Genomic DNA, 16,201 nt, shown 5'->3' on the forward strand with positions numbered 1-16,201 from the left:
TCTATCGTGACTGAATAGCGATCCTAAAATTAAATCTAATATCATGATTGGTTCTTGGCGGAAAAGCTGAGGACTTTGGAGCCACCTTAGTATAAGTATATTCAAAATTTGATGTGACAGTTTGAGAAAAGCGGTATCCCAGTACAATGGATCCGTTAATCCTGCGCTGTCCTGTGACGAACGGGGCCGTAAAATCATATAATCCTACATTTTTTACCGGATCAGGATCACTCAATGCCTGACCTATATCCTGATTCAGGTAATACTTCTGTTCCGTATCATCGGCGAAACCACCGTTAATGGTCACATCGATGTTATTCTTGATCCGAGGCAAAAATGGGAGCGTCACTCTTCTAAAGGTGTAGTTGATAGAACCGGTAAGTCCCTCTGAAAGTCGATCTGTTACTGTTTTACTTGATAATGCCAAACTGCTGGTCTTACTTCTGTCTAAGCTGATCTGCGTTCTAAGATTCGATTCCCAGGTTACGTTAAGCTGTAAAAATGGAGAGAATCGCTGTTCGATGTTTATTGAATTCGGCTCATACAGATCTCTACTGTCGATCAGGCTAAAGGCTCCAAGCCCTTGTTCCGATTGCAATCCTGTAATACTGTTCAGGTTCCAGCCAAGACGATAACTGCCACTGTAACTGTGGGTTAAAGTTGCCCGCCTCATGTTATCACCGATGAAGGGGATTACATTCTCAACACCCGTCCATGTGAGTCTCCAGTTTGGTCTTGGAATTGGCGTATAACCTTTTTCACCAATGGAGCTAACACCACCTCCCAGATAAGCCTTCCTGAAATCCTCTTCCAGGGTATTACGGTTCAAAACAATACGTCCATCTCCATTTCCACTTTCATCACTGATGGTATTAGTGCCATCAAGATCCTCAAAAGCGGTTTGCAACTGTCTTTCAAAAAGATCTCTATATCCATTTCCAAAAGCCCAAACCGAAGAACTGATATTTCCGCTTGCTGATACAGTTGAATTTATATCACCGTCCTGATTCAGAGCAAGGTTATCTGTTCTTCTTTCATCCCATTTAGTATCCCAGGAAAGATCCAGGCTCAGGTTTGTGAGTATATTTAGGGTCGTCCCAAGCGTGATGTTATCAGAATAAGTGTTGTTTTTCGGTAACGTGATAGTTCGTCCCTGCGGACTTTGCCGTATTAATTGCGATCTAGGTATTTCATCTTGTAAACCTATCCGATACGCAAATGGAGGGGAAAAATGATCAGAATCGGGATTTCTAAAAGCATAATACAATTGAGAATCGCCCCTATAGCCAGACTGACTTGAAGTTTTGTTATCATTATAACTGATATCAATACTACGCATACTGAATAGTGCCAGAATAAACTTGCGGCCAACGTAGGTAAAATCCTTAGCCAGATCGGGATCTTTTTCCTGGTCTTCCCGTTTTCGAAGCTGAGTATCTTCCCGGTTCTTCTCTACCATTTTTGTATAGAATGGCATTTTATCGAATAACTCTTCAACTTCAAATATAAGAGAGTGATCAATACGAAAATTGTTTGCTATTCCTGCGCCAAGTTGTGAACCCCTGGGACTGTTTGTCCAGTTATATCCTCCGCTGTAGGAAGCAGTATAGCTCATCCAGTTCAAAGGATTTATATTATTCAACCTGGGTCGCCAACTCAGGGTATAACTTTCCTCATAATTCGATCTTCGCGCTGATAGAGAATCTGTAATGATCTTATTGAGAACCTCAAAAGTTGGCACTACACTATAGGAAAGACTATCAGCTTCCTTTCCTGTGGCGTTGATATCTGTCCTTCCTGCCCTTGAAAGGTCGTATCCGGTACTGCTTCTGAATGAGATAGGGATACTCCGTGTCAGGTTATAATTAAACCCAAATGAGGACCTTTGATTAAAAGTATGACTCTGTTGAAGTGGCTGAATATCTTCCGGACCGTTCAGGCTCGTCAGGTTTCTCCGTCTCCTTTCAGAATAAGATCGGTTAAGGTTAGCTGAAGCATTAAGAGATGAAGGCATATAACCCAATCTGAGGCCTGATAAAACATTTATCAGCGGAACCTCCTCTGTAAATTCAAACGGCCTGATCAATCCAACGTTGTTGAATGATAGATTGTACTGAACCGACGACGTAAAATTCCAATCATTCTGAAATAATGTTTCCGGATTTTTCGAACTGCCTTCATTATAAACATAACTCAGCTTCGTTCGGTCGATGGTATACTGAGCCAATTTCCCTTTGGAGTTTTGTTTAGAGATATTGGCAACATTAACCGAAAAGTTATTACGTACGGTCTCAATTTCCTCAATACGCTGATCTATGACTTCCTCTTTCTCTGTATCAGAGAGCTGTGAGTTATTGATTGTTGCATTCTTGAAATCCTCAAGCCTGATATCCCCCTGATTTGGAAGGAATTTAGGAGTTGATATATTTCTTCGGGTCGAAACAGTAACGGGAAAGTTCCAACCATAGCGGTCGGGAACAAGTTTATGTAAATTTACTGTTGAGTTGAGTTCATAGCCGATATCATCCGAAATACTTCTTTGGCCTAAACGAGATTCGAGCCCTCCAAACCCGTTTGTGGTTCTAGAGAAATTGGTATTAACAGTTGCGAAATCCGCGAGTTTAAAACTGGCTTTGGCATTTGCCTTCCATCCCTTTTCATTATCAAAGCCCGATACCCTTAATTCATTTAACCAGAACTCTGCCGTCAGGTCAGGTACACCCTCAGAGTTCACATCGGTTGGGTCAAAAGGATTTCTGATACCCATAGCCAGTTCAGAGATCCTTCCTAAAGACGGATTACCCTTGATGGCTATAATGGCTCCGGGTACAGCTTCATCCTCCTCAGTTGAAAGTGGCAATTCAAATTTTTGATTTAAGTCTCCCGTACCCTGCTGATCCCTTAATTGCTTCAACTCATTGAACGCTGACAGTATTACATTCATACTGTTCTCTTGATATTTCCAGACTTCTTCCGCATCTCCTTCAAGACTGCCGGCTGCATCGGGACTGTAAGTAGAAAATGGGAAGTTAGGATCTGATGGTGTAACAGGCTGCCTGTATTCATAGTAGTTGGCGTTCAAGTCAGTTCCCATCCTGATCACCAGTTCGGCATTATTTCGTTCCTCCCGTCCGTCTCCGTAGCCCTCACCATGAACAAACATGCGCATGTTTGAATAATTAAGTAGATTCAAACCACCGGGATACACCTTTTTTACCATCTGAAGCTCACCAGCTTCAAGGTTCTCAACTCCAAGTATCAGAGACTGCTCATTCTCAAGCGTTTGAACCTGAACACCTCGGTTTAAGGCGCGGATAGCCCCATCCGGCTGCCGATAAGGTATTGGTGTTCTATTGGCATTTTCCTCAATATTAATGGTAGCGATGCTTAAATCTGCAGAAGCATTTTGAGTTTCCTCAATATTATCAACCTTCCTCCATTGGCTTCCAATAAATTCGAAGCTGGCAAATCTAAGTGTAAATGGTTTTTCGTAGCCTGACATCCACATTCTAATGTGGCTTATATTTTGGAAACCATCAATATCCCCAACCTTGCGTGTAAATTCTGAAAGTGGTAATCGCACCAGGTGCCAGCGGTCCTGCTGCCTGTCGCCAGGTACCTTATCCACGATATAAGTTCCCGGACTTCCGATCTGCAAAGAGCTGAAATCGGCCGGATTAAAATCGATCTCGTACTGATAGTAATTATTATTGGTCTCAATATTTGCACGGCTTACCAATCCTTCGGAATCAGGTCTTGGAGTTATAGCCCGGGAATCACCTCCGGCTGTGGGTGTGTTGCCTTCGTGATATCCCAACAACCGGTGAAAACGCTCATGAAGCGGTAAATTCTGCACCCTTGATTCCCCGTAAAATACGTAGTCATCGTTGGAAGGGTCAGCCAATATAGACTGATATTTATCACTGCTGACCCCATAGGCAACACGCATCGAGTCGATAAATGTTGAAAATAAGGCCGTTTCTACTTTTTGGGCATCAAAGCCATTAGCACTTGGAACTCCGTCAAAACCGACATCTTCCAGAGATCTGTTTTCGTTGGAGAACTGTCCCTGAGGCGCAGTAGGATTTGCAGGAACATAAGACCGTGCATTCTCACCAAAGCTGTCAAGTTCAAGGTTTGCCGGGTTATTGGCCAGACCATCCTCAGAGTTAAGATCAAAATTGGGAACTACATCTTCTGATATAGTACCAACATCAATGTAGATTTTACCGTCATAACTTTGGAGATCGCCGGATGAAGGGGACTGACCGTCAGGCAAAATAGGCTGTACCCAAAATTCGATAAATTCCACATTATTTTGCGTGAGATCTTCCTGTCCCGATGGTACAGCTGCTGTCATACCACCCCACTGATTCTCAGGTGCATTTTCAAGATTCTCTTTCAGATTTAAATTATAATTATAAGGACCACGAACAGACGGGTCGTAGTATAAATCCAGTGTATTAATCACCTCATCCTGAGCCAGATTCGTTTCACGGCCCGGAAACACGTTTTCAGTCAATACCACTTCTGATTCAGGCGTAACTTCAACACCACCTAAGATACTGCTGATATTTCTTGGGATGCTATACCAGGCAAACTGACTCCGCAGATCTGACCTTTCAATTTTTGATTTCAGTGTATTCAATGGTGTTACAAATGGATCCGTGAAATATGATTGATCAGGAGCATAGCCGGGAATAGCAGCCGGTGCTGCGGCAAGATTCCATCTAGTCGGACTCATAAAAGAAATAGTAAGTTCAGAATCCTCGAAATCGTCGATAAAAACGAGACCATTCTCCTCATCACTGAATAAATTACCCTTATCAATGGCATCCCTGACCGCATTTGTCTGTGAAACTCCGGGCCGGAGCTGAGCCACTTCACCGCTTACTTCAATGTTGGATGGTTCTTTTGTTTGCAATAATGGAACTCTGTCGATGGCCTTCGTGAGCCATGGTGTGTCAAAAGAAGCCTGAGCATCCATTCCGAGAATAGTGTTATTAATAGTTTCATTACCTATCCTGATCTTATCGGAAAGTGGCTGTTCTTTTAGTTTGAAGTAGGTACTTCCAATTTTGATATCATCCGTAAACTCATATTCAGCCCGTAAACCTGTAAAGTTTTTCTGCCCGATCACGTTCAGCTGATTATTTTCATACTCAATCCTGATATCCTGACCCGATGCCAGATAGCGATCATTCAGGATCGTGATATTTCCAAACGAATAGTCTACCTCGTAATCCACGCCTTCTATTAACTCCGTACCACTGGCAAAGACTTTGACCGAGCCCTCAACCAAACTTATTCCCAATGAGAAATTTCCAGACACACCGCCACTTGAAACCCCATCAATCCGATAAAAATTATTCTTATTCGATTGGTCAGCAGTATTCTGCCTTTCATTATATAATTCGATATAAGTTACTGACTCGATCAGTGAATCCGATGCGCCTGTTTCTTCCAATAATGATCTTATACGGTCTCCAAACGGCTCTAAATAAGGAAACAATATATTTCCATTTCTTGGGTTCAAAACTATACCTGAAAAGTCAATTAGGTTGTCTGGATTTACAGAACCCTGTGTATCTGTACGGTCAAGCCCAAGATCCTGAAGCAGTGTTTGATTCCGGCCCGGCAGATTAGTTTCGTCCACATTACCGGTTGTATAATTGATCTCAACATCTAAGCCATCTTGCGTTACGTTTGATACCCCCAAGGAATATATATTTCGCATGGTAAGTGGCCACGCTTTCAGGTCAGGTGTAGGGTTGCTGGGTCTAATCAATTTAAGGTAGGTCAAACCTGTTGATTGCGGATTTACATCTCCAACCACAACATTTTCGATACTTTCATCAGGCACACCCTCCCTCACATACGAAACAGCGAGATAAGAACCTGAATTCAGGTTACGATTCAGGCTGATGTAACCAAGCGTTTTGTTAACTGTGTAATCACTTCCTTCCTGAAGAGGCCGAAAATATCCGTTATAAAAATCATTTCCATTAACGTTGAATGATTCTGCTGATGCGCTGTTATTCCCTCGGTTTGCTTCTAGCAATGCATCATCAATACTGTCATTTGATGGATTTGGCAAACTATAGGTACCATCAGGATTCTCAACAACACCAAGATCAACAAAGGCAGCTGCTCTTACCGCTTCCGGGTCGGTAGTATTAACCTGAGGTTCAGAAATCCAAACTCTCATATCTGAGATCTGGTAAGCCTGACCAAGTTGTTGCGGATCAGCCACGTTATTTTCAAATTCCTGACGATTATAGAAATCAATGAAGAAGTGCCGATTATTCTGATATTGTGCCGGACGCAGTGAAAACTGTGTTTCCTGCGCCCCACCTGAGATGGTTTGAGTCTGACTTTCGCCTTTTTGCTGTGAGATCACAGATGTCATTTTCAATGATCCGATCTCAGCCACTGATTTTATACCAAACAGAGACGCCCCACCCCTGATAAGTGAGTTGCCTGTCTCCATCGACACGTTACCCAATTCAATGGATTTTATGATCTCATCCTCATAACCCTCATAAATGATGTTCAGCCTGTTCTGGAAATCAAAGGCACGTTCTGTATCCCAGTCTGTTGCAATAGTCAGTTTATCACCAACAGTACCCTGTATATTCAACTGTAAATTTTGATTGAAGGTCGGGTCAATTCTCCGCTGAAGATCCGGATCTATGGTAGGGTCGTCGATATTTTGAACCGATACACCTATATTCATATTAGCCGTTCCGTTTACAGTCAGATTTACTTCCGGTTTTCCAAATATAGAACTGAATACAGATTCTTCCCCGCCCGGAATCTGAAGGCTGAAATCAAGTAACCCTCTTTCATCTCCCGTAAACCGTTTCCCTTCCTCGATCAGCTGAAACCTTATCTCTCTTTTTTGTTGCTCTCTTTTAAATCTTACGTATTCAGTGAAAGATAAAGTGGCCGGTGGCGAGACGTTTTGACCACCAATGCGGCGAAAGATCTTGTAGGTTGAGGTAGAATCCCAGCGGACGTCAAAGTTCTCTTTCTGACTTTGGATATAATATAATTTTGGTAATGGTACTGCCGTTGGATATCTGCCGGGAGACCTGAAGATCAGACTAGTGCTTTTGTCCGCGGAATCTGTGACAGTCGTATCCATAGCCATATCGGAACGTTCCTGTGCGTAAGACGAACTGATAAAAAGCAACCCACTCATAAGACAAACGAATGGCAAATAGTAAACTAACTTTAAAAAAGAATACACCGGATATTTACTGGCTCGGTTATTACTTATTTTCTGTAGCTTTATGCGATAGGCAGAAGTTGTTTTCTTTTTTAATTAGCGAGTGAATGGTTGCGAACGATAATACCATATATTTGAGTATCTTGAAAATGTTATCATAAATGAATTTTTTGGCTCTCAATCAACACAGAGGCAATTTTTCTGCTAAAACCCCTAATGACCGAACGTAGTATTGTGGCATCAAAAATAAATAAATTACAGATCGACCTGCTTAAAAGGCATGTCAACCCTTTTTTCTTCTGCTTCTTTACATTGATGTTTCTGTTGTTGATGCAATTTCTGATCCTTCACATCGATAACTTGATAGGGACTTTAAGCAACATTTCTTGTCAGTCATTGGGTGAACTTTATACTCATTTATCATAATTTAGGTGAACATAGGGTGAACCACTTTTTGGTGCTTTTACCCCTATGATTATCGTCTGTTTACTCCTTAAATGAAATCCACCAATTCAGGTGGAAATTGATGTGGATGTAACTCATCAGGAAATAGTTCAAGATCAATCATGTTGAGCTCAATATCATACACTTTTTGTTGCAACTCAAGGACTTATTTTGTTCTACAAAACCTCTTCAAGTACTTTTACTCTATTTTCAAGTTCATTGATTGCTCCTTCAATCGTCTGAACAATGGGATAGGGAAATTCTGTATCATGTAATGACAAGAAACCCAATAAATTTGCATCACACTTATTGCATTTATTCGCAATACTGACTTTTGCTTCGTTTAGGCAGTTTGGACATTTATATTTCTGCTCACTACCAATCATTTTGTCAATTACCGTTATATCAACTTCAAAACTTAAGTCTGACCGTAGTACATTTAGAACAGATTTAAATTTTGAAATATCGCTTTTGCTGTATACTTCTTTATACATGAGCGCAAACTTCAATCCTCTCAATCTGATAGTCATATTATCAGACTGAAGTAGTTGAGTAATCTTATCTACATCATAATAATTGTTCTCCGATAAAGCATCTATGAACTTATTAAGCTTTGAAGGAGCAAGTTCATCTATTTTAGAAAAGAAAGTATCTTTATAGTATCTAAGCGGGATGGAAGACAAAAAATCTTTACAATCGTAAAGTCCCCTGCTTTCTAAAAATCCTTCCATGTAAATATTAATAAGCCTTTCATCAAGTAGATTATTCTCTTTAAGTTTCTGAAGTAAATTCTTTTTTATGTCTTCAGGCTTTTCAATTTTATCCCTTTTGTTAATGAGTTTTTTCAGTTCCTCAAACTCTTCAAACTCAATATCTAGTTCACTAGTATTATTGTCTTCCGAGTGTATCAACTCTTCTTTCAACTTAACAGCAGTCCCATACATATTGTACATAAACATCGACTTTCCTGAACCTGAGACTTCATCTAAGTCCACATTCAAAGCAATGATTGCATTGGCTCCCATCTTCTTTGCTTTCTCTTTCATTTCCTGCATACCTGCAGTTTTCATTTTATTAATGTCTTTCTTATAACTCTTTGTCTCTCCCCCAAAAATATCTCTGAAGCCTGCAAAGGCATCTCTGAATAAATTGGCTCCCACAACAATGTGAGAATCAACCATTCCATAACTTTGTACAATGTCTTTTGAGTCGTAATTGACGGTTGTAAATAGCATTTGCACCTTGTTTAATTATAAATATTTTCAACGCATAACATGCACACTACTAGAATCATGACTTTCTTAGTTATGTATTTTAATTACCCAATTACCAATTGAATTGACCTTTATATGGAAAGTACCTGTCTTATAGATGTTGTTTCTTCCCCTATTATCATCTGAATTTATTATTACTTCTACAGTTTCATCATTTTCATCTATTAAATATCCTGACATAAATTGTCCATCATTCGTCCATGTAATTCTCCAAGGGCTTTCAGCAGTAAAAACATCTGTATTCTTAATGCCTGAACCACTGAAGTATAAACTTGTCTGAGTATCTTTAATATTTCTTTCTGAATAGGAATCTACATCTCTCACTACGAATTCATCATCAAATATTGTTTCTGTAAATCTATTATTAAAAGTCGAGTGATAGTTTATTGAGTCAACTTCTATGTATGGCCCCATTTCGAATCTTTTCATGTAGTACTCTTCATCCTTCTCTTTTGGTAATACTACTATGGTAAACCTTAACGCTCCCTCATCAGAAATATATAAAGGAAGGTAACTTTCACAATAATCATATTCCGATAAGTCATCAATTTGATTTTCTATTGTTCTAGACAATCTAGAATAGATAGATTTTCTAGAATAATAAAAATGTTCCTCTGTTGATTCATTTAAGACACAAACCCAATTAAATTTGTCAGGTTTAAAAAGAGCATTAGCTGATTTATCTGATAATAGTAAACTCGTCGTTTCTATATCATTACCATTATGTTCTTCATATGAGATTGAGTATAAATTCTTATCCTGAAATTTAATTTTACTCAATACCAACCCTCCATTAGACTCTTTTAAGTAACTTACATATCCTTTTTTACCCTTCCACTCTTCTTTACCATCCAAATAATCCCAAAGTGTAAATTCTTCTAATTTTTTTTGACTTATAATTATTGGCTCATCATAACCTTCTCTTTCAATTGTGGAATCGATTTCACTAGATTTAAAGTTTTTCCTTTCTTGTGAAAAACAATTCTGCACAATGGTGATTGATAATAAAACAAACAATAGAACTTTTTGCATTTTCATGTGATTAGAACTTAACTCTAATTAAGATTGTTGACTGCACTTCATGCGTTCTCTTACCTATAAATCATAGCATACAAATTTCTCTCTTTTTTTAATTAAGTGATACGCTTCACCAAGGTCAACCTGATTCATTTATATGTAATTAAAGAGATTTTTCATGGTTGAAGGAGTAAGCTCTTTATGATACCACTCTGAGGCATTATATTTGACTGACAGAGGTCCTTTTAATATAAATTCATAAACTGTGTCAAGAAATTTTGGGTTTTTTTTAGCCGATATTTCTATCAACATATCAAACCGTTGATGTCTTTCAAGAGTCGAATTTACTCGAAGGTTTTACAGGTAGAAAAAGAATACTTGGTTGATAAGATTGAAATGTACTTAATACCCCATTAGAGTGGTGTAAATTACGTTACCATTTTCATCAAACTCTTCTAATTTATATTTTTCACTGTCATAAGTTCTTTGTTTCCATAATGTTCCGTCAGGTTTATACTCAGTCCAAACATTAAAAAAATCTCCCTTCTTGAACTGTCCCTCTAACTTAACATTACCGTTCTCATAGTATCTTTTATAAAAACCATCATAAATATCATCTGTCAGATTAATTTCTGTTTTAATATCACCGTTTGGGTAGAAGATACTCCATAAACCATTTTTACTACCATCCTTAAAATTTCCTTTTAATTGAGGTGTATCAGATAATGGATAGAATTTTATTAATTCCCCGTCTTTAACCCCATTCTTGTATTCTAATTCTAAACTTTTTTTACCAACAGATTTTACTACCCACCTACCATCTCTTTCTCCATTTTTATAAAAACCTGACACAGAACTTATATCATCTTCAAAAAGAAAAAAATTTCCATCTTCGAATAAGTTATGATTACTAAATTTCTTGAAACTAACACTATAAAAAGTTCCAACATTTGTAGAAATTAAATCGAATAATTCACTTCCATCACCCTTTCTATGGTATTGACTTATATCAACAACAAATCTTCCATTAAACGACCCCTCACTAAAATCTAAAGTTAATATCGTATCTTGACTTGAAGTTAGTTCCACATATCTACTATCGTATAATCCATCAGAGAATCTCACATCAACATTCAAAACACCGTTTTGATGGTACTTTTTGAATATTCCATCCTTTTTTCCTCCCTTGTACATTATCTCTGACTTAATACTTCCATCTCTAAAGTAGGTTTTAAAATTACCGTCTTCTTTACCATTTATATAATTACCAACACTAAGTAATTGTCCATTGTCATAAAATGTTTTCCACTCTCCCTCCTTAAAACCATTCTCAAATTTACCTTCCTTTTTTAATTGTGTATTCAAGTGAAACTCTTGATAAAGACCATCTCTCAACCCACTTTCATATTCAACTTTTAAGGTCATCACATTTTCTGTAGAGTCAACACCAACCCCTGTAAAAGGCGTATTACTATTTACTTGATAAGTTGTATCATTTCTTTCAACAAGTCTCTCTGTCAACACATACGAATCACTAAATTTAATGTCAGAACAGGATTGAAAAATTAAAACAAGAAGTAGAGATAAGATTAAATTAGAATACCGTTTCATACTTAAACCCGAATATTTATTCGATATAATTTGACTTAGTTTTATATGTGAAGTCAATACAAGATAACTTAACTAAATACTTACATAGTCAATAATATTTTTAACCTTCTGAACGGTTGAAGTAGAACAACCTACCACCTTAGAAATATCCCTGATGGTAAGTCCATCTTCCAAGTAGTCTTTTATCTTCTTAGAGATTGGTTTATTCATATACTTCAATTTTTTAATTGTAGAATACATATAACACATGGGATTCATCTATCAACCAATATGTCATTCTTGTAACCATAACTACAGAGAGATTATGGTCGGGTGTGGAATTATTACACCTCATGCCAATATCGTGCCTACTCCCTGCTACCCCTGCAAGAGGCTGACAAAAATTGATGTCAATCATGAAGATCTGATCTGTTCTAGATGTAAACGAGAAGTTGAACCTTTTGAACCATTCCTTTCGGATGATGAGGATGTATTTATAGACGAGTTGAAATTCAAGTGTCCAAAGTGTGGTAAAAAAGAGCTACAATTTTGGAATGTTGGTATATGGGACTGATTTTAATTAATATCTAATAACATAATTTTATATCTAAAGGGATTTTAAATGACACATACCAGATTATATTATCTGATACTTTTCTCACTTCTCTTGACTCTGTCCTCATGTGGGACTGAAACCACCCCAACCTATTTAAGTAGTGATGGAATTACCATCAAATGTCCTGATGGTAAAATTGGTGATATTAGTATAGTCAACGGAATTGAGTATGAAGTAGTGGACAGGGAGCTATTAGAACAACGTTTATATGAAGGTAAAGACCTTTCAAAAGTCTGTGTCTCTTTAATCACAAATATGAGATATTTGTTTTATAACAGTGATTTCAATCAGGACATTTCGAGTTGGGATGTAAGTTCTGTGACTGATATGAGGTTGATGTTTTATGGGTCTTCATTCAATCAGGATATTTCGAGTTGGGATGTAAGCTCGTTGAGGGAAATGGGGGGAATGTTTAATAGGTCTCCATTCAATCAGGACATTTCGAGTTGGGATGTGAGTTCCGTGACTAACATGGAGACCGTCTTTTATAAATCTTCATTCAATCGGGATATTTCGAGTTGGGATGTAAGTTCTGTAAGGGATATGGAATTGATATTTTATGAGTCTCCATTCAATCAGGATATTTCGAGTTGGGATGTGAGTTCCGTGAAGGATATGAAAGGTATGTTTCATTCATCTCCTTTTAACCAGGACATTGGAAATTGGGACGTAAGTTCTGTGACGGATATGACTTCAATGTTTATTGAGACTCCATTCAATCAGGATATTTCGAGTTGGGATGTGAGTTCCGTGACCAGTATGTGGTTAATGTTCTATGATGCTTCATTTAATCAAGATATTTCTAATTGGGATGTAAGTTCTGTGACTCATATGGGTAATATGTTTCATTCATCTTCTTTTAACCAGGACATTGGAAGTTGGGATGTGAGTTCCGTGACATTTATGGATTCTATGTTTAGGAAATCACCATTCAACCAAGACATCGGTAGTTGGCACGTGAGTTCAGTGACGAATATGGATTATATGTTTAATGAATCTTCCTTCAATCAAAACATATCCAGTTGGTGTGTCTCAAACATATCGTCAGAACCTGAATATTTTTCTTTCAACTCTCCACTTATTGAAGAGTATAAACCCGTTTGGGGAACCTGTCCTTCAAATTAAGTTCTTCAGCTTCTGAACCGTTGAAGTAGAGTAACCTACTATTTTTGACACATCATGAATTGACAAACCATCTTCTGAATATTTCTATATCTTTTTAGAAGTTGGTTTCTACATGAACCCCCTATTTAGATTTAATTTTTTGTTACAATCACTTTACTCTTTTTGGGTATACCCCAAAGAGTAAAATTCCATCCCCTCTCAGGCCTTGTTATACTCGCCTTATTTTACTATTTAAGGCCCTGAAAAAATCCACCCTTAAATAGTAACAAATGAAAGTCTTTTATTCCCGCGTTTCTACTCAAGATCAGAATGATTCAAGGCAGTTGAAAAATCTCAATGAGTTTGACTATGTCTTCACTGATAAATGTAGTGGATCTATTCCACTATGGGAAAGACCTAAGGGTTCTCAAATCAAAACACTGATTGATCAAGAGAAACTTACTCATTTAGAAGTTCACTCTATCGACCGCCTTGGGAGAGATACACTCTCAGTACTCAATTTATGGAAAGAACTGACAGAATTGGGAATACGATTAGTTTGTAGAAATCCCAACTTTCAAAATCTGAATGAAGATGGAAATACAGATATGTTTTCCGAACTGATGATCTCCATCCTCTCCACTATGTCAGATTTTGAAAGAAAAATGATTAGGGAGAGACAGAGAGAAGGCATCGAGAGAAGTAAAATGGAAGGGAAATACCGAGGCAGGAAAGTAGGTACATCTGAAAGTCGAGAGAAGTTTTTGAATAAACCTAAAACTCAGATGATTATAAAAGATCTTGATAACGGCTATACCACTCAAGAAATATCCCATCGATGTAGATGTAGCTATTCCACCATCGATAAAGTTAGAAAGACATTAAATGAGGAGTATTTTACTGAAGTAAATTAGTCCTGATTTTTCTTATCGGGTCTTTATTAACACCTCGTCCTTAAGGGGACAGGTATGGCTTTAACAAATGATTTCAGTTTTCAGAATTGTGTTGATTCGGATCATACTCTAATTTTAATAAAAAACTCCTTTTTACCCCCAGTCCCTCCCCTAAAATCTTTTTCGATTATAATTAAGAGTAAACAAACAGGATTATGATTGAAGAAAAATTTATACCACCATTATTTGAGGATGCAGCAAGAATAGCAACGGATTATCTCATAAAGAGAGGAAAGCTAAGTCATTTTGATAAGGACTCCCATGAAGTTGTAGCTGCGTTACTGAGAGGCGTAGACCTATATAAAATTTTTGAAGTTGAAAGTGAGAAGCAATTTGATGAATACTACTTTGATTTTGTACCAAAGCTACACGAGAGGATAGTCCATTATTATGAGGACGATGTATATGTAGCTGTCTTTCGCCAATATCCTGATACAGCTAATTTACTAAATGCCTACCTGAGAGCTGCAGTAAGTGCTTGCAAAGTTTATATCCCTTCTGAAACGATACTAAACATTATCCAATTGCAGCACCCCGTAATGAGTCAAGAATTCTTGAATCTTATGATTACGGGGATAAAGTCGACTGAGGGCATCACAGATCAAACCACATATAAATTAGTATTGGATGAATACCGACAAATAGTAGAATCTGAAACAGATAAATATGATGAGTTAGTAGTCCCCCTTATGAAAAAATTAAACATATAAATAACAACAAAAATGAATTTAGAAAAGCCATTAACTAATCACATCAAGCAACTCTCCACGAATGCTCTCGACTTTATATATAAGTCGGGGGCTATGGGGATCTTTAAGAAAGGAACTAAAGAACCGATTTTTGCAAAGTTTCTCGAGTGTGATATTCAAGAACTCTTAACATCAAAAAGTTTACATCAATATGATCAGACTTATGACCAAATAGTAAAGAACCTGCATCAGTCACTATTTCCACTATATATGGACAATTTGAAGATCCAAAAGAACAATCCGTACAGTTATACCGCGCGACTACTTAATCAGTACATTAAATTAATTTTTCAAAACTTATCTCAATACAATTTATCAGATCAAACTGTTGAGATCATGAATGTAATACATCCCATCATTAGTAATAAATTCATTGAGCAGTACCTGCCGAACATCAAATCCATTGCAGAAATCGATGGTCATGAGATGTATTATGAACTAGTCGAGAACTATAATAATTTAGTTGAAGAAGAGCATGAAGTAATAAATAAACAGCTTTTATGTATGCTTCAAGGGATTGATGTGTGATCTTTAATTGGTATAAAAAACTTCTACTAATAAGTGTTTATATGCTTTTTGAAGATAGAATTTCAATGACTCTTGATTTTTTTAGTGAGTTCAATAAGGCAAGAAACTTTGCAGAAAAATACTACAGAAATGAGATTGAGCAAACCTGAGGCTCTCTAACTATTTAGGTGGTTTATTGACATCAAATCTTTGATTCATGCTATCTTTCAAAACAGCATTATCTTTCGATCGTTGTACTTTTTTATCCCGATGATATAGAGGCAATTCAAAATCCTCTTTAATAAATTCTAAATCTTTACGAAGATGATTAGGCAAAATTCCTAATGCATCGTTTATAATTTCAATAACCTTGTATAGGTCGATTTCAAACATTTCCTTAGACTCATACCTATAGCTATTTAGTATGTTAAAAATTGCCTTCTCTAAATCGACAGATGATAGTGTTTTATAGTAAACAGCTAAATTCCAATTGACTGAAGATGTTGCCCTGCTAAATTCTTTAATTCTCTCTTGAGGATCTCTTGCAGACATTCCTATCTTAAGTAGATCTGTTTTATCACTGTCACTTATATAGACATGCTGTATTTCATTTTTGAAATAATTTTCGGAGCCACAATAATTACATTTAAGTAGATTATGCTGTTTCATTTCATAATCTTCAATTACAGATAACTCATTATAGTCCTCACAAAAAA

General features: G+C 37.2%; 10 protein-coding genes. 4 read left to right on the forward strand and 6 right to left on the reverse strand.

Translation table 11 applies throughout. The annotated features are described in order from the left end of the window. Position 1 precedes the first annotated feature (1 nt). The 5 genes from sov to ACKGJO_RS05210 all read right to left on the reverse strand — a co-directional run bounded on the left by sov (position 2) and on the right by ACKGJO_RS05210 (position 11,787). Entirely contained in the window at positions 2-7,204 is a 7,203-nt protein-coding gene (sov, locus tag ACKGJO_RS05190) for a T9SS outer membrane translocon Sov/SprA (protein ID WP_411322340.1), read from the reverse strand. Between the two features lie 647 nt (positions 7,205-7,851). After that, positions 7,852-8,910 (reverse strand): YbjQ family protein, encoded by a 1,059-nt coding sequence (locus ACKGJO_RS05195; protein ID WP_411322341.1) that lies wholly within the window; start codon positions 8,908-8,910, stop codon positions 7,852-7,854. Between the two features lie 66 nt (positions 8,911-8,976). After that, entirely contained in the window at positions 8,977-9,981 is a 1,005-nt protein-coding gene (locus ACKGJO_RS05200; protein ID WP_411322342.1) for a hypothetical protein, read from the reverse strand. Between the two features lie 387 nt (positions 9,982-10,368). Then, a complete protein-coding gene (locus ACKGJO_RS05205) occupies positions 10,369-11,577 on the reverse strand; it encodes a toxin-antitoxin system YwqK family antitoxin (protein ID WP_411322343.1) in 1,209 nt (402 codons plus the stop codon). A 72-nt stretch (positions 11,578-11,649) separates the two neighbouring features. Then, the gene (locus tag ACKGJO_RS05210) at positions 11,650-11,787 is read right to left on the reverse strand and encodes a helix-turn-helix domain-containing protein (RefSeq protein WP_411322344.1); all 138 of its coding nucleotides are present in this window, start codon (positions 11,785-11,787) and stop codon (positions 11,650-11,652) included. Positions 11,788-12,178: 391 nt separating this feature from the next. Here ACKGJO_RS05210 and ACKGJO_RS05215 point away from each other — a divergent pair, with 391 nt between their 5' ends. The 4 genes from ACKGJO_RS05215 to ACKGJO_RS05230 all read left to right on the forward strand — a co-directional run bounded on the left by ACKGJO_RS05215 (position 12,179) and on the right by ACKGJO_RS05230 (position 15,506). Continuing rightward, positions 12,179-13,297 carry a BspA family leucine-rich repeat surface protein gene (locus ACKGJO_RS05215; RefSeq protein ID WP_411322345.1) on the forward strand — a complete coding sequence of 373 codons (1,119 nt, stop codon included), beginning with the start codon at positions 12,179-12,181 and terminating at the stop codon, positions 13,295-13,297. A 269-nt stretch (positions 13,298-13,566) separates the two neighbouring features. Then, positions 13,567-14,190 carry a recombinase family protein gene (locus ACKGJO_RS05220; protein WP_411322346.1) on the forward strand — a complete coding sequence of 208 codons (624 nt, stop codon included), beginning with the start codon at positions 13,567-13,569 and terminating at the stop codon, positions 14,188-14,190. A 194-nt stretch (positions 14,191-14,384) separates the two neighbouring features. Next, the gene (locus tag ACKGJO_RS05225) at positions 14,385-14,939 is read left to right on the forward strand and encodes a hypothetical protein (RefSeq protein WP_411322347.1); all 555 of its coding nucleotides are present in this window, start codon (positions 14,385-14,387) and stop codon (positions 14,937-14,939) included. Positions 14,940-14,951: 12 nt separating this feature from the next. Then, a complete protein-coding gene (locus ACKGJO_RS05230) occupies positions 14,952-15,506 on the forward strand; it encodes a hypothetical protein (RefSeq protein ID WP_411322348.1) in 555 nt (184 codons plus the stop codon). 159 nt (positions 15,507-15,665) lie between these two features. On the opposite strand, the gene ACKGJO_RS05235 is transcribed toward ACKGJO_RS05230, so the two are convergent. Beyond that, the gene (locus tag ACKGJO_RS05235; protein ID WP_411322349.1) at positions 15,666-16,154 is read right to left on the reverse strand and encodes a GIY-YIG nuclease family protein; all 489 of its coding nucleotides are present in this window, start codon (positions 16,152-16,154) and stop codon (positions 15,666-15,668) included. Positions 16,155-16,201: the final 47 nt, after the last annotated feature.

The sequence above is a fragment of the Gracilimonas qinghaiensis genome, assembly GCF_046602855.1.
Classification (GTDB): Bacteria; Bacteroidota; Rhodothermia; order Balneolales; family Balneolaceae; genus Gracilimonas.